Genomic DNA, 19,027 nt, shown 5'->3' with positions numbered 1-19,027 from the left:
GTGCAGGTGGCCCACCCCGGGTAAGGGCTCACCGGGGAGGACTCTCCTCTCCCTACGACCGGCAGCAGAAGCCCTCGCGGGGACCGTCACTCCAAATGATCAAGATGCCCGGCGTGCGGACGTTCACTCGAAGGGTCACTCCGGCTCCACACCTGTTGACGAGTGCGCATCATCGCGGAGGGCGGCGGGTAGGGGGGACCGAATCACCCGTCCCCGCCACCGCCCGTCCCCGCCCGTCCCCGCCCGTCCCCGCTCCACGGCGGCGGGGCGTACGACGGTCAGCTCGCCGCGCCCTGGAGGAGCGTCAGGTGGCCGCGGCGGGCCGGGGTGCGGGTCGCGGCGACCGGGCCGGATGCCGCGGCGAGCTGTCGGACGGGGGAGTCCTGTTCGCGCGCGCGCAGTTCCCGCGTCCGGAGGTCTTCCTTGCGCAGGTCCTCCCGCAGCTCCCGGAGCACGTCCTGGAGGGCCTCGTCGAAGCGGGTGACGTCCTCGGGGGTGTTGTCGTAGTGGACCGAGGCCCGCAACGCGGTGGTGACGCCCCGGGCCGGAAGATGGAGGGGCGTCTCCTGGGCCACCGACTTCCACACCACGACCCCGCGCCGCGCCAGTGCGCGCCGGATCAGCGCAGAGGGCAGTTCGGCGTGCCGGAAGGCGAGGATGCCGGATCCTCCCGCGCCCGCGGTGAGCAGTTCGATGCCGGGGGTGCGCTCCAGGACCGCGCGCAGGTCGGCCTCCAGGTCGCGCCAGGGCAGCAGCGCGGCCGCCGCGTGGTGGGCGAGGGCCTCGTGCAGTGCGGCGACGGCTGCCGGGGCGGGCCGCGGGTGCGCCCGGCCGCTGAGCAGCGACCGCAGTGCGGGGGCGACGTAGGCGAAGCCGATCGCGTCGGGGCCTCGCAGGAACCGCCAGCCGTCAGCGGTGAGCAGGTCGCAGCCGATGGCCGCGGCGTCGACGGGCAGCCGCCCGACGGAGTGCGAGGCGTCGACGGCGTACCGGGCCCGGTGGCCGGCCAGCAGCCGACCGACGGCCTCGACCGGGCCGACCGTGCCGACGGTGGCGGCGACGTGCGTGACGGAGACCAGGGCGACGTCCTCGTCGAGGTGGGCGGCCATCCACTCCAGGTCGAGCTCCCCGTCCGCACGCAGCGGGACGACCTCCAGCGCGCAGTGCACACGGTCGCGCAGGGCGTGGAGGGCGGTCAGTTGTGCCACGCCCTCGTACGGGGTGGTCCAGATCCGGTCGCCGGGGGTCAGGGCGAGGCCGGAGAGGCAGAACTCGAAGGCGGCGGCCGCGCCGGTGAACAGCGCGGTGTGCGCGGCCGGGACGCCGAGGAGGCCGCCGAGGCGGGCGTAGACCTCGGTGTGCAGGACGGCGCCGAGGCGCTCCTCCAGGTCGTAGGGGCCGTAGAGGTCGTCGCGGGCGGTGGCGTCGGCGAGTACGGCGCGCACGGCGGCCGGCATCCGGCCGGTGCCCGCCGTGTTGAGGTGAGCCGTGTTCATTTCAGGGGCCTCCCCCCACAGTTGGGGTGTACCAAAGCTTGCCAACTAGCTTGGCAATATGTTGCCCGTCAATGAGCCGGCTTGGCAATGCTTGGCAACACCCGCTCAGGCGGGACTCTAGGAAACGGGTCCGGCAACCCTTGCCCACCCCCTCTTGGCAACTCTTGGCAACATTCACCACCCCTCTTGCCGTCCCATCATTTACGCAGGTCAGAGGCATACATCAAGGCAACCAACGCGATCCAGGGTGGCAAATAGGGGGCCTTTTCTGGGGTTCTCCACCCCTTCTCCAGCGCATTCCGAGCGGTTTTCCAGCGGGTGTTGCCAATCTTCTTGGCAGAGAGGTTGCCAAGCCGGATCAAACAATTGCCACGGAGGACACCATGAAGAACATCGCCCGCCTCATCGCCACCGCCGCCCTCGCCGCCGCCGCCCTCCTCACCGCCGGTGGGATCGCCAACGCCGACATCGGCTGGCCGGTCGCCCCGCCCACCGGGGTCACGGCAGTCGCCGACGGCGGCTCCGAGAACATCGGCTGGCCGGTCGCCCCGCCCACCACCCCGGCCCCCACCACCCCGGCGCCGACCCCGGCCCCCACCACCAACATCGGCTGGCCGTAACCTCCACGGCGGCTCTAGCCGGATGCGGCACGGTGCTGCGAGGAGCACCAGCGCTGCCGCCCGGAAGGAAGTCCCCGATGGCCCACGCACCGTGGAACGCGAAGTTCGAGACCGTCCTGCGGCAGGGCCTGCCCGGGCTCGGCAAGGACAAGCAGCCCGCGGCCGACATCCCGATGGACGCGTACGGGCTGGACTCGATGGCCCTCATCGGCATCGTCAGCGCTCTGGAACGGGTCTTCCGCACCAGCCTCGCCGGACAGGTCGTCATCCCCGTGCACTCCCTCACGGCCGGCCAGCTGTGGGGCATACTCTCCGCCGCGCTGCAGCCCTCCTGGGACCAGGAGCGCCCCGTCGCGGCAGGCCACCACACCCGCGACCTCGGCCCCTGGGCCGTAGCCTGACCAACCACCGCGAAGCCCCCGCCGGTCACCCGACCGCGACGGGGGCTTCGGTCATGCCGGCAGCAGCCGGGAGCACCACAGGAAGCACCTCAGGAAGCGATGAGTTCGGACCTCGCCGTCGGTCATACCCAGGACAGCATCGACGCGAGGAAGGCCCGCCATGACCCACACCGTGAGCACCCGCCACGACGCCGCCCCCGCCACGAACGCACCGCAAACCGCATCGGGAACGGCAGCGCGGAACGCCGCGCGGCGGATGGTGGCCGGTGGCCTGGTGGCGGGTCCGGTGTTCCTCACGGCCGGCGTCGCCCAGGGCTTCGTGCGCGACGGCTTCGACTTCACCCGGAACGCGATCAGTCAGCTGGCCCTGGGCGAGTCGGGCTGGGTCCAGACGGTGAACTTCGTGCTGACCGGAGCACTGTTGCTCGCCGGTGCGGCGGGACTGCGGCGGGTGTTGCGCGGCGGAGCGGGCGGGACCTGGGGCCCGGCCCTGGTCGGCGTCTTCGCCGTCTCCTTCTGGGTCGCCGCGGCCTTTCCGGCCGACGCCGGGGCGGGCTTTCCCGTCGGCGTCCCCGGCAGCGCGCCCGGGGCGGCGGCGCTGAGCGGGCACGGCACCGTCCACATGCTCGGCGGGATGGTCGGTTACCTCGCCCTGTGCGCCGCGTTCGTAGTCCTGGCCCGTCCGCTCGCCGCCCGGGGGCTGCGGGGCTGGGCCGTCGCCTCCCGTGTCGTGCCGGTGGGCGTCCTCGCGGGGTTCGCGGGCTCGGCCGCCTCCGTCCTGGCCTTCACCGCCGGCGCGGGCCTCGGCCTGCTGTGGCTGACCGCGGTCACGGCCCGGCTCGCCCGCGTCCGGGCGGACCGCTAGCGCACCGCCGCCCGCCCGGGCATCATCGACTCACCACCAAGATCATTCAGCACCAGCCGAACCAACCGAACCAGACCGAGCGAACCGAAACGGGGCATCATGACCGACGCAGTGAAGGGTCCGGCCAGCTACTTCCCCTCCATCGAGGCGAAGTACGGCCGCCCGATCAGCGAGTGGCAGGACCTCATCCGATCCTCCCCGCTGACCAAGCACACGGAGATCGTCAACTGGCTCAAGTCCGAACACGGCCTGGGCCACGGACACGCCAACGCCCTCGTCGCCCACACCCTCACCGAGGACAGCGCCAAGTAGCCGACCGCACGACTCCGATCAGGCCGTCGGCTTCTCGAAGGCTGCGTCGCTGCGGCATCTTGAGCCGAGCGGGCCGCTGATCTGGGGCTGCGCCATCGAGGGGCGGACAGCACCAGGCGGTCAGGGTGTGCGCAGTACCGAGTAGATCAGCTGGTCGTGCCAGGCGCCCGCGCGCCATTGGGCGCGGCGGATGCGGCCCTCCAGTTCGAAGCCGGCCTTCACGACGGCCCGTTGTTCCGCGATGTTGTCGGCGTCGGTGCACACCTGGACGCGTTCGGCCCGGGTGTGCTCGAAGAGGTACTCGACGAGCTGCCGCTGCGCCCGGGTGCCGATGCCCCGGCCGCGGTGCTCGGCGAACAGTCCGATCGCGATCTCCCAGCAGGACGAGGTGTCCGCCCGTCCCCAGGCGCGCCGCAGCCATTCGACGCGCCCGACGAGGGTGTCGCCGACGGCGACGGACAGCATGTTCTCGTCGCCGCCCAGCAGGCCGCGTTCCGCGAGCGCCTGCCGCGTGCGCAGGGCCGGTGTGTGCCCGTACCACTGGTAGGGCCCGGGACCGTGCGGTCCGGCGAACTCCGCCTCGAACCGGTCCAGATCCGCCGCCGTCACCGGCCGCAGCACCACGGTGAGCACTTCTGACAACCCGTCTTCTGCCATCCGGTGATCGTACAAGAGGACCACCGCACGGCCCTTGGCCTGCGGTTCCACCAGTCTTCATGTGTTCTTGGACAGAGGCTCAGGATCCGCTTGCCAACATCGAGGCAAGGTTTTGCCAAGCCCCACAGCCCAAGCACCACAGCCCAAGCACCACAGCCCAAGCCCCACGGCCCAGCCGCCCACGGCCCAGCCGCCCACAGCCCAGTCGCCACAGCCCGGTCGCCCCACAGCCCGGTCGCCGCCAATCCGGTCGCCGCTGTCGAAGGAGCTACAGCCTTGATGTCACTCTCCGGCCTCATCGAACAGCACGTGCTCGCGCGGCCCGAGGCGACCGCCGTCACCCACCCGGCCGGCGGGGGCGACGAAGTTTCGCTCTCCTACCGGGAGTTGAGCCTCGCGGCCAACCGACTCGCCGCCCACCTCGGCGCCCTCGGCGTACGCCCCGGCGACCGCGTGGTGACCGCGTTGCGGCCGGGGCCGGATCTGGTGACCGCCTTCCTCGCCATCGTCCGGGCGGGCGCGGCCTACGTACCCGTCGACCCGGCGCACCCCGGCGAGCGGCGGCGCCTGATCGTCGCGGACAGCGCGGCGCGCGCCGTGGTCACCGAGGGCGCCTTCGCCGCCGACTACGCGGACCTGGGCGCGGTCGTCGTCGCCGTGGACGGCGACGCCACCTCCATCTCCGAGCGCCCCTCCGAACTGGCCGCGCTGCGCGCACCGGTGCCGGGCCCCGAGGACGCGGCGTACGTCTGCTACACCTCCGGTACGGGCGGCACCCCCAAGGGTGTCGTCGTCCCGCACCGCGCCGTCCTCGACCTCGTCGGCTCGGGCGACTTCCTGCGCCTCGGCCCGCGGGACGTCGTCGCCCAGGCCGCCAGCCCCGCCTTCGACGCGGTCACCTTCGAGATCTGGTCGACCCTCGCCGCCGGGGCCCGCCTCGCCGGACTGACCCGGGACACCGTCACCGACCCGGCGCGCTTCGAGCGGGCGGTCCGCGACCAGGGCGTCACCGTCGCCTTCCTGACCACCCCGCTCTTCCACCGGATCGCCCGCGAGCGCCCGGCCGCCTTCGCCCCGCTGCGCGCGCTGCTCTTCGGCGGCGAGCCCTGTGATCCGCGCCGGGTGCGCGAGGTCTTCCGGGCCGGGCCGCCCAACCGGCTGCTGCACATGTACGGGCCCACCGAGGCCACCGTCTTCGCCACCTGGCACGAGGTCACCGAGCCCGCCGAGGACGCCCGCACCATCCCGATCGGGCGACCGCTGGGAGCCACCGTCGCCATCGTCGTGGACCGCGACGGCGTCCGGGTGGGCCCGGGCGGCTCCGGCGAACTGCTGTTGGGCGGGCCGGGGCTGGCCACCGGTTACCTCGCGCGGAGCGAGCCCGGCCCCCGCGGGCGGCTCACGGCGGAGCGCTTCGTCGAGGACCGCTTCACCCCCGGCGGCGGCCGCCTCTACCGCACGGGTGACCTCGTACGGCTGTGCGAGGACGGCGAGTTGGAGTTCCTCGGCCGGGTCGACAAGCAGGTCACCCTGCGCGGACACCGGATCGAGCTCGGCGAGATCGAGGCGGCGCTGGGTGCCCACCCGGCCGTCGCCGAGTCCGTGGTCTCGGTGCACGAGGCCGAGGACGGCGAGCGCCGGCTGGTCGCCCACGTGGTGCCCGCCCCGCTCGCGCCGCCCGCCGCGGACCCGGCCGGGCAGGTCACCGCCTGGCGGGAGATCTTCGAGACCCTGCACCAGGACGCCCGCTCGGGCGGCCTCGGCGAGAATTTCGTCGGCTGGGACAGCAGTTACGACGCGCTGCCGCTGCCCCCGGCCCAGCTGCGCGCCTGGCGCGCGGCGACGCTGGAGCGGATCCGCGAGCTCGGCCAGCGCCGGATCCTGGAGATCGGCGTCGGCACCGGACTGCTGATGGCCCCGCTGGCCCGGTCCGCGCAGTGCGAGGAGTACTGGGCCACCGACTTCTCCCCCACGGTCATCGACGCCCTGTACGCGCAGACCCGGGCGGACGGGCGGCTGCGCGGCAAGGTGCGGCTCAGCTGCCGGGAGGCCGAGGACACCGCGGGGCTGCCCACCGGGCACTTCGACACCGTCGTGCTCAACTCCGTCGCCCAGTTCTTCCCGGACCTGGACCGGCTGCGCACCGTCATCGGCCGCGTGCTGCCCCTGCTCGCCCCCGGCGGCTCGATCCTGCTCGGCGACCTGCGCCACCTCGGCCTGGCCCGCCCCCTGCGGACCGGGGTCGAACTGGCCCACCGCGGGGAGCAGCGGGGCAGCGAGCGGCGGGGCGACGCGGCGCAGGACCCCGCGGCCGTCCTGCGCGCCGTGGAGCGCCGGGTCGCCCTGGAAACCGAACTGCTGCTGCACCCGGCCCTGTTCACGGACCTGGCCGGGCGGTTCCCGCAGATCCGCGCGGTCGACGTACGGGTCAAGCGCGGCGCCGACCACAACGAGCTGACCCGCTACCGCTACGACGTCGTCCTGAGCACCGCCGAGCCCGTCGCCGACCTCGCGGCGGCCCCCGCACTGCCCTGGGGGCAAGGGGTCGGCACGGTCGCCGAGCTGGCCGCGCACCTCGGGGAGCACCGCCCGGCCGTGCTGCGACTGACCGGGATCCCCAACGCACGGCTGCACGGCGAGCGGGCGGCCCTGCGCACCCTGGAGACCGGGGGCAGCGTGGCCACGGCGCTGGCCCGGCTCGCCGAGCCGGGCCTCGCACCGGATCCGGAGGAGCTGTGCACGGCGGCGGAGCGCGCGGGCTACCGCGCCGTGCCGACCTGGTCGGCGCGGCACGACGGGAGCCTGGACCTGGTCCTCGTCGACCCGACGCGGATCCCGTACGGCGCCCTGCACGCGGCGTACGCGGGCTCCGCGACCGCGACGGCTACCGGGACGGCGGACGGCGCGGCGCCCGATCCCACGGCGCCCGATGCCACGACGCCCGATCCCACAGCGCCCGATCCCACAGCGCCCACCAGCTGGGCGAACACCCCCACCGCCTTCGACCACGCCGTCGACGTGGAGGTGGTGCTGCGCGCCCACCTCCAGGAGCGGCTGCCCGACTACATGACCCCGTCCGCCCTGCTCGTCCTGGACGCGCTGCCGCTCACCCCCAGCGGCAAGCTCGACCGGGCGGCGCTGCCCGCACCGGCCTTCGGCGGGAAGCGGCCGGGCACCCAGCCGGGCACCCCCGTCCAGGAGATCGTCCGCGACCTGTTCGCCGAGGTGCTCGGCCTGCCGCGGCGCGCGGTCAGCGCGGACTGCGACTTCTTCGCCCTCGGCGGCCACTCGCTGGCCTCCGCCCGGCTGCTGGCCCGCGCCCGGCACGCGCTCGGCGTCGACCCGGGCCCGCGCGCCCTGTACGACGCCCCGACCCCGGCCCTGTTCGCCGTGCTCGTCGGGGACAGCCCGGCCACCGCCACCGGCCCCGCCGGGAACGCCACCGGCAGCGCCGTACTGCCCCTGCGGCTGCGCGGGGCGCTGAGCGTGCGCGCGCTGGAGGAGGCGCTGCGGGACCTGGGCGGGCGGCACGAGGCGCTGCGCAACAGCCGGCTGGGCTCGGCGGGCACCCGGCTGCGCGCCCTGGCCGCCGACGACCACGTGCTGGAACTGACCCTGCCGGGCGAGTCGGTCGACCTGTGGTCGCACACACCGCTGGCCGCCGAACTGGCCCTGGCCTACGGGGCCCGCGCCACCGGGGACTCCCCGCGCTGGCCGACCTCCGCGCCGCAGGGCGCGCCCCGGGCGATGTACGGGGACCTGGAGCCCACCTCGGCCCCGGGCAGCGGGCCCGACCGGGCCGACTCCACGCTCGGCACGCTGGCGAGCGGGCTGGGCCCCGCCCTGCACGAGCGGCTGACCCGGTTGGCCGCCGAGCACGGGGCGACCCTGTTCATGGTGGTCCACGCGGCGCTCGCGGCGCTGCTGACCCGGCTCGGGGCGCGGTCCCCCGTCACGCTGGCCGCTCCGGTGCCCGCCCGGGACGGCGCGGCGCTGCGGGGCGCGGTGGGTCCGTACGGGCGGGTGCTGGCCCTGTCGGTCGAGACCTCGGGGGATCCGGCCTTCACGGAACTGCTGGCCCGGGTGCGCGCGGCGGACCTCGCGGCCTACCGGCGCGGGGACGCGGCGCTGGCCCTGCCGGGCGGGATCGCGCTCGGACTGCTCCAGGAGACGGGCGGCGAGTTCGAGGGCGCCGGTCTGACCGTCTCCGCCGAGGACGCCCAACTCCCGCACCGGGCGGCCGCCTTGGCCTTGACCCTGACCGAGCGGCAGACCCCGGCCGGGGCGCCCGGCGGGCTGGCGCTGAGCGCGGTCTTCCAGCACGAGGCGATCGGCGAGACCGCCGCCGCCCATCTGGCCGGGCAGTTGGTCGCGCTGCTGGAAGCGGCCCTGGAGACACCGCACAGTGCGGTGAGCCGGCTGCGGCTGCTGCCGGGCGAGGTGTCGGCGGAGACCGTCGGCCCCTGGCTCGGGGAGCACCTGGAGCTGCCGGTGCGCAGCGTGGCCTCGCTGTTCGCGGCCCAGGTGGCCCGTGCGCCCGGCGCCCCGGCGCTGTCCGGCGGCGCCACGGGCGGCCCGACCGGGCTGACGGACCTGAGCGGCCTCGCGCCGCTGGCCGGTCCGGCCGGGCTCGCGGGTCTGGCGGGGATCGCGGGCCTGACCGGCATCGGCGGCGGCACCGGGGTCCCGGGGATGCCGGGCGCGGCGCTCACGCCGGGCATGGACTACGCCGAACTCGACGCGCGCTCCGACCTGTTGGCACACGCCCTGATCGCGCACCAGGCGGGTCCGGGCACCACGGTGGTCACCGCGATCGCCTCGCCGACCGGCTTCGCGGTGGCCGCGCTCGCCATCGCCAAGACGGGGGCCGCCTGCCTGCCGGTGGATCCGGTGCGCGGGTTGCCCACCGCGGTGTGGCCCGTCGTCCTGCTGCTGGACGAGGCGGCCGACCGGCTGCTGCCGCCGGTGCCGCGGGCGGCCCGGCTGGTCCGGGACCCGGCCGCCGACCTGCTGCCGGCCGACGGGAAGTGGCCGGTGCGCTCGGCGGACCGGACGAGCCCGCTCGACCCCGACGCCCCGGTGGTGCTGGCGAGCACCCCGCAGGCCACCGTCGCGATCGGCACCGCGGCGCCGGCCGCCGCGAGCCTGGGGCACGGCGGCCAGGTCGACGCCGCCTGGCTGGTGACCGGTTATCCGGACGCGGACGCGGCGGTCGGGCTGCTGGGCGCCTTCGTCTCCGGGGCCCGCGTGAACGTCCCGGACCCGGCCCTCGCGCACCTGGGCACCCCCTACGAGGTGCTGGGCTGGCTGCGCGAGCACGGCGCCGCGACCATCCTGGGCCGGGCCGACGACGCGCTCGTGGCGCTGGCCCGGGCCGAGGGGACGGCGCTCACCTACAGCGCCGGGTGGGCCGAGGGCCGCCTGGTCATAGAGCAGGCCCCGGACGGGCGGACCCGGCCCGCGCCGGGCTACCGGGCCTACGTCCTGGACGCGCTGCTGCGGCCGGTGGCCACCGGGAACACCGGTTCGCTGTACGTCGCGGGGGTCGGCGTGGCCCAGGGCTACGCGGGCCTGCCGGGTGCCAGCGGGGCGAGCTTCCTGCCCGACCCGCTGGGCGGCGGGCCGCAGGGGGCCACCGCCCGGATGTGGCGGACCGGGCACGCGGCCCGGGTGGAGGCCGACGGCAGCCTGCACATCCTCGACCACCCCTGGGCGGACGACCCGTTCGCCGACGCGTTCGCGACCTTCGTCGTCGTCGCGGACGGCGCCGGGCACCGCGCGATGTGGCCGGCGGGGGCGCCCGTACCGCAGGGGTGGCACGAGACGCACTCCGAGGACGTGTACGAGCTGTGCCTGGAGCACCTCGGCGAGCTCGCCGGTGACCTCGACCTGGACCTCGACCTGGGCGACGTGAACGGCACCAACGGGACCAACGGCACCACCGACCACCTGTAGCAGCGCGCCCCGGTAACGCCCCGACCCGACCGAGCCTTTGGGAGACCGACGATGAACGCGATCCTGCTTGCCGAGAGCCCGCGCACCGCCTTCGCCGAGAGCGTCCTGGGGCGCGGCGAGGTGGAGGTCGTCCTGCTGCGGCTGGACTCGATGCCGTTGGGTCGGGCGTACCTGCGGCGCACCGCGCACGTGCCCACCTTCACCCTCGACCCGGGGGCGGCGCTGATGGACGAGGCGGCCCGCTACCTGCGTTGGGCGAAGGGGACCAAGGGGCTGCCGCGCCCGCGGTTCGTGTGCGGCGGGGACCCGGAGGCGGGGGAGGTGGCGCGACGGTTCGGCGCCCTGGTGGACCTGCCGGAGCTGACCCCGGAGCAGCTGGCACCGGCCCGGGCGGCCCTCCCGACCACCCTCCCCGCGGCAGTGTCGGCCGGCACCGGGGAGCCCTGGTGGAATCTCGGTGGAGGCTCTCTCGAAAGGGACTTGAGCGATCTGGGCAATCCGGCGAAGAGGCTTGCGCCGAGTGCTTGAATGATCTCGTCGGGGACGATGTGATCATCAGGGGATTCGGGGAGCGGGCATGCGGAAGACGTTTCATGCGGCGCACATCTACATGATCGTCGGAGTGATCTCCGGCCTGTACTACCGGGAGCTCACCAAGGCCAACGACTTCACCGGGGACACCCAGCTCGCGGTGGTGCACACCCACCTGCTGGCGCTGGGCATGCTGGGCCTGCTGATCGTGCTCGGTCTCGACAAGGTGTTCTCGCTGTCGGGGACGAAGCACTACGACTACTTCTTCTGGTTCTACAACGCGGGCATCGCCATCACCTGCGCGAGCATGACCTACCGCGGCACGCAGACCGTGCTCGGGCACAAGGTGCCCGAACTCTTCTCGCTGGTGGGCGGCCTGGGACACATCATCCTGACGGTCGGCCTGATCCTGCTCTTCACGCTGCTGGGCAAGCGCGTGAAGGAGCACGTGGAGGGGCAGGACGGGCAAGCCGCGCAAGCCGTGGGGACCGCACAGGCCGGAGAGTCCGAGCGGGTGTCCGGCTGACCGTTCGGCCGAACCATCGGCCGAACGGTCAGCCGACCGGGGCCGCCGGGCCGGTCAGGATCCCGGTCAGGGCGGCCAGCCGCTCCTGCGTGAGGTCGGGGCGCAGCCGCCGTCCCCGGGTGAGGGTGGCCAGGCCGTGCCAGGTGCTCCACAACACCTCGGTCAGCAGCTCCGGATCGCGGCCCAGGGCCACCGGTTCCACGGCCAGGCGGATCTCCGCGAGGGCGTCGAGCACCGGCTGCGGGGCGACCGGTTCCGCATCCCCCGGATCACCGGGATCAGCGGCGTACCCCGTCCCGCCCGCGTCCAGGGTGAGCATCGCCTGGTAGAGGACCGGCCCCTTGGCGGCGAAGGCGAGGTAGGCGCGCGCCACCGCGTCCAGCGCCTCCAGCGGATCCGCCTCCGCGTGCCGCACGCGCGCGGCGTGCAGGGCGCCCGCGAGCTCGCCGAAGCCCTCCAGGGCCACCGCGTGCACGATCGCGTCCTTGTTCTTGAAGTGCTGGTAGAGCACGGGCTGGCTGTACTCGATGCGCTCCGCGAGACGCCGGGTGGTGACGAAGTCCCAGCCTTCGGCCTCGGCCATCTCGCGGGCCGAGCTCAGGATCAACTGGCGGCGCTGGCCCTGCTCGCGAAGGCGTCGCTCTCGGGGAGTCATGTCCCTCACGCTACCACTTTCGGTGCAATTGCAGCGGTCAGTGATAGGGTTCCTGCCTTTGACAGAAGCCGGGGGCGGGAGCACGCTCCGAGGCGCTCTTCGCCGCTCTGACCTCATCGTCTAGTGGCCTTCGAGGCATGGTCGGCAGCATCGGGGTAAGTCCGCCCACAGAGAGGGCCACCCCATGCAGACCCCGACTCCCCTGGAGGAGCTGCTCGACCTCGCCGCGGACGTCCTGTGCCACGACCGGCGCACGCTGCCGGCCGGGGCCTCGGGTTCGCCCTTCCTCACCCTGGGCGGCGGCCTCGGTCAGGCCATGCGGCTCCAGGCGCGCGCCGACGAACAGCTGGGGCTCACGCTCGACGTGGCCCAGCTGCTGGGCGCCGCCCCACTGACGGACGTACTTGCCCGGGCCGTTCCCCTGGCTCCCGCGCCCCCGGCCGCGACCCCGGCCGCGACCCCCGACCGGGGGCCGCGCGAACAGCCCTTGCTGCCCGGGCAGTTGGCACCACTGACCGCCCAGCGCTACGTCGGCCCCGGCGCCGTGCACCGGGTGCTGAGCGCCGAACTGGCCGGCCCGCTCGACCTCGCCGTGCTGCGGAGCGCGCTCGGTGTCCTGGGTGCGCGGCACGAGGGGCTGCGGACCGCCTTCCCGGAGGTGGCGCGGGGGCCCGTACGGCGGGTGCTCGACGCGTACGCCCCGCCCCTGATCGTCCTGCCCGAGCTGCCGGGCGCTCCGGCGGCACACCGGGAGGCCGCCGTCGACGCCGTGCACGCTCGGCTCGCGCGGGAGGTGGAACGGCTGATCGGGCACCCCGACCGGCCGCCCGTCGCCTTCGCCCTGACCCGGCTGGGCGCGGAGCGGCACCTGCTGTCCTTCCTCTGCCACGACGCCGTGGCGGACGCCTGGTCGGCGGCCCTGGTCTGGCGGGAGCTGCTCGCCGACTACGCCCGGGCCGCGGTCGGACTGCCACCGGCGGTCCGTACGGCCGCGGCCACCCCGGGCACCGACCGTCCCGCCGCGACGGCCACCACCACGGCGGCCGAACGCAACGAGCGCGTCGAGCGCCTCGAACGGATACGGGAGTTCCCGACCGCGCTGGACCTGAGCGCCCCCGGGCGGCGGCCCGCCGTCTTCGACTTCCGCGGCGAGCGGCTGCCCGTCGCACTGGACGCGGAGCTGCGGGACGCGGTCGACGCCACGGCCGCGCGGGCGGGCGTACCCCACGGGACGGTGCTGCTCGCGGCCTGGGCCCTCGCCGTGGGACGGCGTTCCGGGCACGAATGGCTGCTGGTGGGCGCCGAGCTGCCGCGGCGCGGCGCGGGACCGGCCCTGCGCACGGTCGCGCCGGGCTCGACGAACGTACCGGTGTGTTGCGAGCTGGAGGGCGGCGTCGACTACTTCCTGCGCGGGGTCGCCTGCGCCGTCGGCGAGGCCCTCGCCCACGCGGCGCTCGATACGGACGCCCTCGTGCGCGAACTCGGGCTGCGCGGGGACCGGTCACGGACCCCGCTGGTCCAGGTCGCCTTCGCGGACCACGACGGCCTGCTGCCCGCGCGGGCCGGGGCGGGCCCGCTGACGGCCCGTTTCCACCACGGGCACCTGGGCGGCGCCACGGCCGACGCCGCGCTCACCGTGCTGCGCTGGCGCGAGGAGCCGCTGCTGGCACTGGACTTCGCCCCCTGCGCGCTGGACCGTGCACAGGCGACGGAGCTGGTGCACGAGCTGCGCGCCGCGCTGGCGGCGCTGGCGGCGGCCGGCGAGGCGGACCCGGTGGAGGACCTGCTGCCCACCACCCTGGCAGCGGCGCCTTCGCTGTCCCTCGCCGCTTCGGGCTGAGGTGCCGCGAGGCCACTGAGGTACTGAGGATCCGGTGCGCGCGCCGTACGGGGGAATGGCAGCGCGCGCACCGGATTCCGGGGCCCGGGCGGCCGGAGGGGGCGCCGACGCCCGGGAGTTCGGTGTGCGGACGGCCGGTGGACCGGCCGTCCGTCGGTCCGTACGGACCTTTCTGGCCGTACGGTCAGGCCGCGAACTCAGGGAGCCGCGCGGCGATCTCGGCCGGGTCGGGCAGCGCGGCGATCTCGGCGGCGATCTTGCCCGCCGCCTCGCGGTAGCCGGGGTCGCCCAGGATCTTGCGCGCGTGCTCGGTGACCGCCTCGGCGGACAGTTCGAAGAGCACCTCGCCCGCACCCGCGTCCCGTACGGCCTTGCCGTTGGCGGGACCGTCGGCGCCCTGCGGCACGATCAGCTGGGGCAGGCCCGCTTCGAGGGTGGCCAGGGTGGTCCCGCTGCCACCGTGCTGGACGACGAGCGCGGCGTGCGCCAGCACCGCGGACTGCGGCAGCCACGGCGCGACGATCACGTGCTCCGGCAGCTCGCCGAGGTCGGCGATCTGCACCCGGAAGCCGGCGGCGACCAGGACCGGCACGCCCAGCGGGGCGAGGCCGTCGATCACGGTGCGCAGGTTCTCGGCGGAGCCGAGCGCGGTGCCCAGGGTGAGGTAGACGAAGGGCTCGCCCGACTCGGCGAGGCCCGCGGGCAGTTCGCCCGGCTCGACGAAGGCGACGGGGCGCTGCTCGATGCGCGCCTGGCCCGACTCGACGAAGGCCCGGTCCTGGAGGGACGGCGGGCAGATGTCGATGTAGGTATTGCCGAGGGTGAGCACCTGCCCGGCGGGCACGGTGACGCCCAGATCGGCGGCGGTGGCGAGGATCTCCTGCTGGAGGCGCTCGGCCTCGTGGTCCTGCGCGAGCAGGCCGACGCCGTGCGCGAGGGCCGGTACGCCCGCGAGCTGAGCGGCGAAGCCGGCGCCCGGGTTGAGCACCTCGTGGACGACCAGGTCGATCTGCCGGCTCTCGAAGACCGGCGCGAGGTCGGCGGCGACCCAGCGCGGCAGGACCGAGCCGAACACCTTGATGTGCAGGTTCGCGAGGACCTCCGGCGGCACGTCCTGGGCGCCCACCTCGCCGCCGTGGGCCTCAAGGAAGGCTCGACCGCCCGCTGCTTCGATGAATGCCTCGGGCACGGACCGGCCTGCCGTCACCGGCTCGAAGCCAGCCTCGCTGAGGGTCTGGTGGAACTGCTCACCCGTTGCGAACGCGACCTCGTGGCCGGCGGCTCGCGCCGCCCTCGCCAAGGGAAGCAAGGGAAATATGTGCCCGAAGTTGCCCACGCTGGCAAAGAGGATTCTCATGAGGCCCAACCCTAGGGGCGCCGACCACGATTGTCTAGTGTTGCTAGGAATTCTAGCGACGAAAGAATCGAGGTGAACGGAATGGCCCCCCAGGACCTGGCACGCCTTCAGTTCGGCCTCACCGTCGGGACGCACTACCTCCTCGTCACGCTCACCCTCGGGCTCGTCGCCCTCGTCGCCGTCACGCACACCCGTTGGGTGCGCACCGGCGACCCCGCGTTCAGACGGATGACCACCTACTGGGGCACCCTCTACGTCATCAACTACGCGGTCGGCATCGCCACCGGCCTGGCCATGGAGTTCCAGCTCAGCGCCAACTGGACCGGCCTGGAATCCACGGCGGCCAGCGTCTTCGGCGCGCCCCTCGCCGTGGAGACGGTCGTCTCGTTCTTCGCCGAGTCGACCTTCCTGGCCCTGTGGATCTTCGGCTTCGACCGACTGCCCAAGTACGTCCACCTGGCGTGCATCTGGGCGGTGGCCGCCGCGGCGTACACCTCGGCGGTGTGGGCCCTGCTGGCCAACGGCTTCATGCAGAATCCGGTCGCCTACACGATGCGCGACGGGCACCTCGAACTGACTAGCTTCGGGGCGCTGTTCTCCAACGCCAACGCGTGGATCGCCATCTTCCACATCACCGGCGGCGCGCTCGCGGTCGGCGGCTTCTTCATGCTCGGCATCGGCCTCCTGCTGCACCGGCGCGGCCGCGCGGACCGGTCCTTCGTCCGGCACTCCCTGAAGACGGGTGCGCACGCCGGTACCTGGGGCGCCTCCCTCTTCGTCCTCAGCGGGATGGTCCAGCTCGGCAACACGAAGAAGGACCAGCCGCTCAAGGGGGCGGTGCTGGACGGCAACCAGGCGGAAGTGACGCGTCAGCTCCAGGAGTTGGCGAAGAAGTTCGGCCCGCTGGAGGGACCGCCGTCGGGGCCCGTACTGGGCGCCCTCACCCTGATGATGATGATCGGCGGCGTGCTGCTGATCCTGGGCATCTGGGCCCTCGTATCCCTGCGCGAACCGCGCCCGCAGCACCAGCGGACGTACCCCGGCCAGCCGTATCCCGGGCAGACGTACCCGGGGCAGACGTACCCGGGCCAGTGGCAGGGACAGGCCCAAGGGCAATGGCAGGCGCAGGGCCAGGGCCGCCGGGTCCACCCCGGTCAATGGCCCCCGGGCCAGGGCCCGAACGGTCCGACGCGCCAGTACCCCCGGCCGGGCCAGTACGGCCACCAGTACGGCCAACCCGGACAGCAGTACGGCCAGCCCGGCCACCAGTACGGCCAGCCCGGCTACCCGATCCCCAGCCGGACCGGCGACGTCATGCGGTCCACCGTGCTGGCGCGGCTGCTGCCCTTCGCGATGGTGCTGCCCTTCGTCGCGAACCTCTGCGGTTGGATCGTCCGCGAGGTCGGCCGCCAGCCGTTCGTCATCACCGGCATCCTGACCACCCGCCAGGCCATGACCCCCGGCCTCGGTGCGGGGCGGCTGACCGCCTCGCTCCTGGTCCTCGTCGTCCTCGTGGTCGCTCTGCTCGGCCTCGACTGGTGGCTGCTGGCCCGGTCCGCGATGCGCGGCCCCGGCGAGAGCGGTCTCGGCCGGGCCGCGGAGCCCGCCGACTCCGCCTCCGTCACCGCCACCGCCCAGGCCGCGGATTCCCTCGGCAGCGGCCTCGCCGCCACGGCCCACGACCCGCGCGTGGATCCCCGTACGATCCCCCGCTCGCCGCAGTCGGACCCGTACGCCGCCGCCCAACCCCCCGGGGCCACCACCGCACCCGCGGCTCCCGCGGCCCCCGCGGCCCCCCGGGAAGGAGCGCACCCGTCATGACCTACCCGACCCTCGCCCTCGTGGCGTTCATCGTCCTCTTCACCGGCTACCTCGTGCTCGCAGGGATCGACTACGGCGTCGGGCTCGCCCTCCCCCGCACCGGCTCCGACGCCTCCGGGCGGCGGGCCGTGCTCGGGGCGGTCGGCCCGCTGCTGCTCGGCAACGAGGCGTGGCTGCTGGTCTCCATCGGCGCGCTCGCCGGAACCCTGCCCGGGCTGCGCGGCGCGCTCGTCGACGGCGCCTATCCCTACGCGCTGATCGCCTTCGCGGGGGCGCTGGCCCTGAACGCGGGCATCCAGCTGCGCGGCCGGCACCCCGGCGAACGGGTCCGGCGCGCCTTCGACCTGCTGATCTGCGCGGCCGGAGCGGCAGCCGCCTTCGGCTGGGGCTGCTTCCTCGCCGTCACGGCCGCCGGGGTCTCCCTCGGCAGCGACGGTCACGTACGGGGCGTGGCCGCCCCGAACCTCTTCACCCTGCTCGGCGGGGTGACGATGGTCGCGCTCCTGGCCACGCACGGCAGCGCCTTCATCGCGGCCCGGCTGACGGGAGACCCGGCCCGACGGGCCGCGGCGCTCACCACCATCGGCGCGACGCTCTCGGCGGCGCTGCTCGGGGTCACCGCCCTGACGGGCTTCGTCGGCGGAACCTTCGACGGCGACGCGCTGCGCCACCCGGTCCTGGCGGCGCTGGCCGTCGTCATCGGCGTGGGGGCGCTGTTCCTGACCCGCTCCCTGACCGGGAGCGGCCGGGCACGGCTCGCCCCCTGGGCGACCACGACCGCCGTGATCGCGGCGGCGGGGGCGGTCTTCGCCGGCAAGTACCCGGCCCTGCTGACCTCCACGGTCCCGGGCGTGCCCGCACCCTCGGTGGCCCAACTGGCCACCGATGAGACCGCGTTGGCGGCGGTGATCTGGACCTCCGGGCCGGTGCTGCTGATCGTGATCGCGGCGCAGGTCTACATGTGGCTGGTCCTGTGGGCGCCGGCGCGGACCGCCGTCGCCCCGACGCCCGGAGCGACGGCGGGGAACGCGGCGCTCGACACCCCCGCCTTCTCCTGAGACACCCGCCGCTCCAGAGCCGAACACCGTCACCGCGACACCCGCCGTTCCCGAGAGTCAGGACAGCGACCGATGGACCTCGCCCTGGTACGGAGTTGGGTGTAGCTCGATTGCAGGGAACCGCTGAGCTGGGAGAACGCTGCTTGGGGGTGCGCGGGGTAGTCGTCCTTCTACTGTGGCGGGTGGAGTAGGGGGCGTGGATGGTTTCGTTGATCGAGGAGTTGGAGGCGCGGGAGGCTGCGGCCCGTGCCCGGGTGGAGGAGCTCGAGGCCGAGATCGCGGAGTTGACCTCGCGTCTTGAGGGTGAGCGGGAGGCGTGGTCGCGCCTGCGGATCACTCGGGAGACGGTGGCCGAGGTGATCACGGATCTGGGCGGGTCCGGGTCGGCTGGGCCGGTGGCCGAGCGCCCGGAGCAGGAGAGTCCGGTGGAGCCCGAGGTGCGGATGGTGGGGGCGATCATGGTGCCGCACTGGCGGGAGGGGCTCTCGGTGGACGTGTTGCCGGATGTGTACCGGGACATCGTGGAGGTTGTTTCGGATGCGTCGGGGCCGATGCAGGCGAAGCAGATCGTGCCCAGGATCGGGCTGCCCGCGGTGACGGGGAAGATCGAGGGGACGCGGGGGAAGCTGAAGCGGCTGGTGGAGCGGGGCTGGCTGGTCGAGGACCAGCCCGGACGCTTCGCGCCGGCCCGTCGGGGTCCGGCGCGAAGTCGGTGAACTCGCTTCAGGAGAAGGGCTCTTCTCTCTAGATTCGAAGGTGCCAACCAAATCGAACCGGAGAAAGAAGAGCCCGGTGGAACTGTATGACGCCTTCGATGCCATCGATCCGTTCGCCGCGGCGACAGGGGCCTTCGACTGCCTGAAAGGCACGTTGGCGGGGCCGGAGACGGTCGCGTTGTCCCATCACGATCTGGAGGACCTGATCGAGATGCAG

At 74.1% G+C, this 19,027-nt stretch carries 15 protein-coding genes; 11 read left to right on the top strand and 4 right to left on the bottom strand.

Annotation, left to right across the window (positions count from 1 at the left end; translation table 11 throughout):
* Positions 1–278: 278 nt before the first annotated feature.
* Positions 279–1,496: an aminotransferase class V-fold PLP-dependent enzyme gene (locus ACIBEA_RS38335; protein ID WP_399267968.1), complete on the bottom strand. Its 1,218-nt coding sequence runs from the start codon at positions 1,494–1,496 to the stop codon at positions 279–281.
* A 383-nt stretch (positions 1,497–1,879) separates the two neighbouring features.
* Here ACIBEA_RS38335 and ACIBEA_RS38330 point away from each other — a divergent pair, with 383 nt between their 5' ends.
* The 4 genes from ACIBEA_RS38330 to ACIBEA_RS38315 all read left to right on the top strand — a co-directional run bounded on the left by ACIBEA_RS38330 (position 1,880) and on the right by ACIBEA_RS38315 (position 3,694).
* Positions 1,880–2,116 carry a hypothetical protein gene (locus tag ACIBEA_RS38330; protein WP_399267966.1) on the top strand — a complete coding sequence of 79 codons (237 nt, stop codon included), beginning with the start codon at positions 1,880–1,882 and terminating at the stop codon, positions 2,114–2,116.
* 77 nt (positions 2,117–2,193) lie between these two features.
* Positions 2,194–2,517: an acyl carrier protein gene (locus tag ACIBEA_RS38325; protein WP_399267964.1), complete on the top strand. Its 324-nt coding sequence runs from the start codon at positions 2,194–2,196 to the stop codon at positions 2,515–2,517.
* A 256-nt stretch (positions 2,518–2,773) separates the two neighbouring features.
* Positions 2,774–3,382, top strand: a complete 609-nt coding sequence (locus tag ACIBEA_RS38320; RefSeq protein WP_399268081.1) for a DUF998 domain-containing protein — start codon at positions 2,774–2,776, stop codon at positions 3,380–3,382.
* Between the two features lie 99 nt (positions 3,383–3,481).
* Complete coding sequence (locus ACIBEA_RS38315; RefSeq protein WP_399267962.1) at positions 3,482–3,694, top strand: DUF4287 domain-containing protein; 213 nt, start codon at positions 3,482–3,484, stop codon at positions 3,692–3,694.
* Between the two features lie 120 nt (positions 3,695–3,814).
* Here ACIBEA_RS38315 and ACIBEA_RS38310 read toward each other — a convergent pair whose 3' ends face one another.
* Positions 3,815–4,351, bottom strand: a complete 537-nt coding sequence (locus ACIBEA_RS38310; protein ID WP_399267960.1) for a GNAT family N-acetyltransferase — start codon at positions 4,349–4,351, stop codon at positions 3,815–3,817.
* Between the two features lie 279 nt (positions 4,352–4,630).
* Here ACIBEA_RS38310 and ACIBEA_RS38305 point away from each other — a divergent pair, with 279 nt between their 5' ends.
* Genes ACIBEA_RS38305 through ACIBEA_RS38295 form a run of 3 tightly spaced genes read left to right on the top strand, consistent with a single transcriptional unit; the run spans position 4,631 to position 11,363 of the window.
* Positions 4,631–10,306, top strand: coding sequence for an amino acid adenylation domain-containing protein (locus ACIBEA_RS38305; RefSeq protein ID WP_399267958.1), 5,676 nt, complete (start codon positions 4,631–4,633; stop codon positions 10,304–10,306).
* 51 nt (positions 10,307–10,357) lie between these two features.
* A complete protein-coding gene (locus tag ACIBEA_RS38300; protein WP_399267956.1) occupies positions 10,358–10,834 on the top strand; it encodes a hypothetical protein in 477 nt (158 codons plus the stop codon).
* Positions 10,835–10,883: 49 nt separating this feature from the next.
* A complete protein-coding gene (locus ACIBEA_RS38295; RefSeq protein WP_399267954.1) occupies positions 10,884–11,363 on the top strand; it encodes a DUF2871 domain-containing protein in 480 nt (159 codons plus the stop codon).
* A 28-nt stretch (positions 11,364–11,391) separates the two neighbouring features.
* On the opposite strand, the gene ACIBEA_RS38290 is transcribed toward ACIBEA_RS38295, so the two are convergent.
* Positions 11,392–12,018, bottom strand: a complete 627-nt coding sequence (locus ACIBEA_RS38290; RefSeq protein ID WP_399267952.1) for a TetR/AcrR family transcriptional regulator — start codon at positions 12,016–12,018, stop codon at positions 11,392–11,394.
* Positions 12,019–12,202: 184 nt separating this feature from the next.
* Between ACIBEA_RS38290 and ACIBEA_RS38285 the strand changes: the two genes are divergently transcribed.
* Positions 12,203–13,858 (top strand): condensation domain-containing protein, encoded by a 1,656-nt coding sequence (locus ACIBEA_RS38285; protein WP_399267951.1) that lies wholly within the window; start codon positions 12,203–12,205, stop codon positions 13,856–13,858.
* A gap of 184 nt (positions 13,859–14,042) precedes the next feature.
* Here ACIBEA_RS38285 and ACIBEA_RS38280 read toward each other — a convergent pair whose 3' ends face one another.
* A complete protein-coding gene (locus tag ACIBEA_RS38280) occupies positions 14,043–15,215 on the bottom strand; it encodes a glycosyltransferase (RefSeq protein ID WP_399267950.1) in 1,173 nt (390 codons plus the stop codon).
* A gap of 81 nt (positions 15,216–15,296) precedes the next feature.
* On the opposite strand from ACIBEA_RS38280, the gene ACIBEA_RS38275 reads away from it, so the two are divergent.
* The 3 genes from ACIBEA_RS38275 (at position 15,297) to ACIBEA_RS38265 (ending at position 18,810) form a co-directional block, all read left to right on the top strand.
* Positions 15,297–17,036: a cytochrome ubiquinol oxidase subunit I gene (locus ACIBEA_RS38275; protein WP_399267948.1), complete on the top strand. Its 1,740-nt coding sequence runs from the start codon at positions 15,297–15,299 to the stop codon at positions 17,034–17,036.
* Positions 17,033–18,094 (top strand): cytochrome d ubiquinol oxidase subunit II, encoded by a 1,062-nt coding sequence (locus ACIBEA_RS38270; protein ID WP_399267946.1) that lies wholly within the window; start codon positions 17,033–17,035, stop codon positions 18,092–18,094. The genes ACIBEA_RS38275 and ACIBEA_RS38270 overlap by 4 nt, the downstream gene beginning before the upstream one ends.
* Before the next feature lie 200 nt (positions 18,095–18,294).
* Entirely contained in the window at positions 18,295–18,810 is a 516-nt protein-coding gene (locus tag ACIBEA_RS38265; RefSeq protein ID WP_399267944.1) for a hypothetical protein, read from the top strand.
* The last annotated feature ends 217 nt before the right edge of the window (positions 18,811–19,027 follow it).

The sequence above is a fragment of the Streptomyces sp. NPDC051555 genome, from assembly GCF_044454405.1.
Taxonomy (GTDB): Bacteria; Actinomycetota; Actinomycetes; order Streptomycetales; family Streptomycetaceae; genus Streptomyces.
The sequence above is the reverse complement of the archived record's forward strand: the minus strand, read 5'-3'. Positions and strand labels throughout refer to the sequence as shown.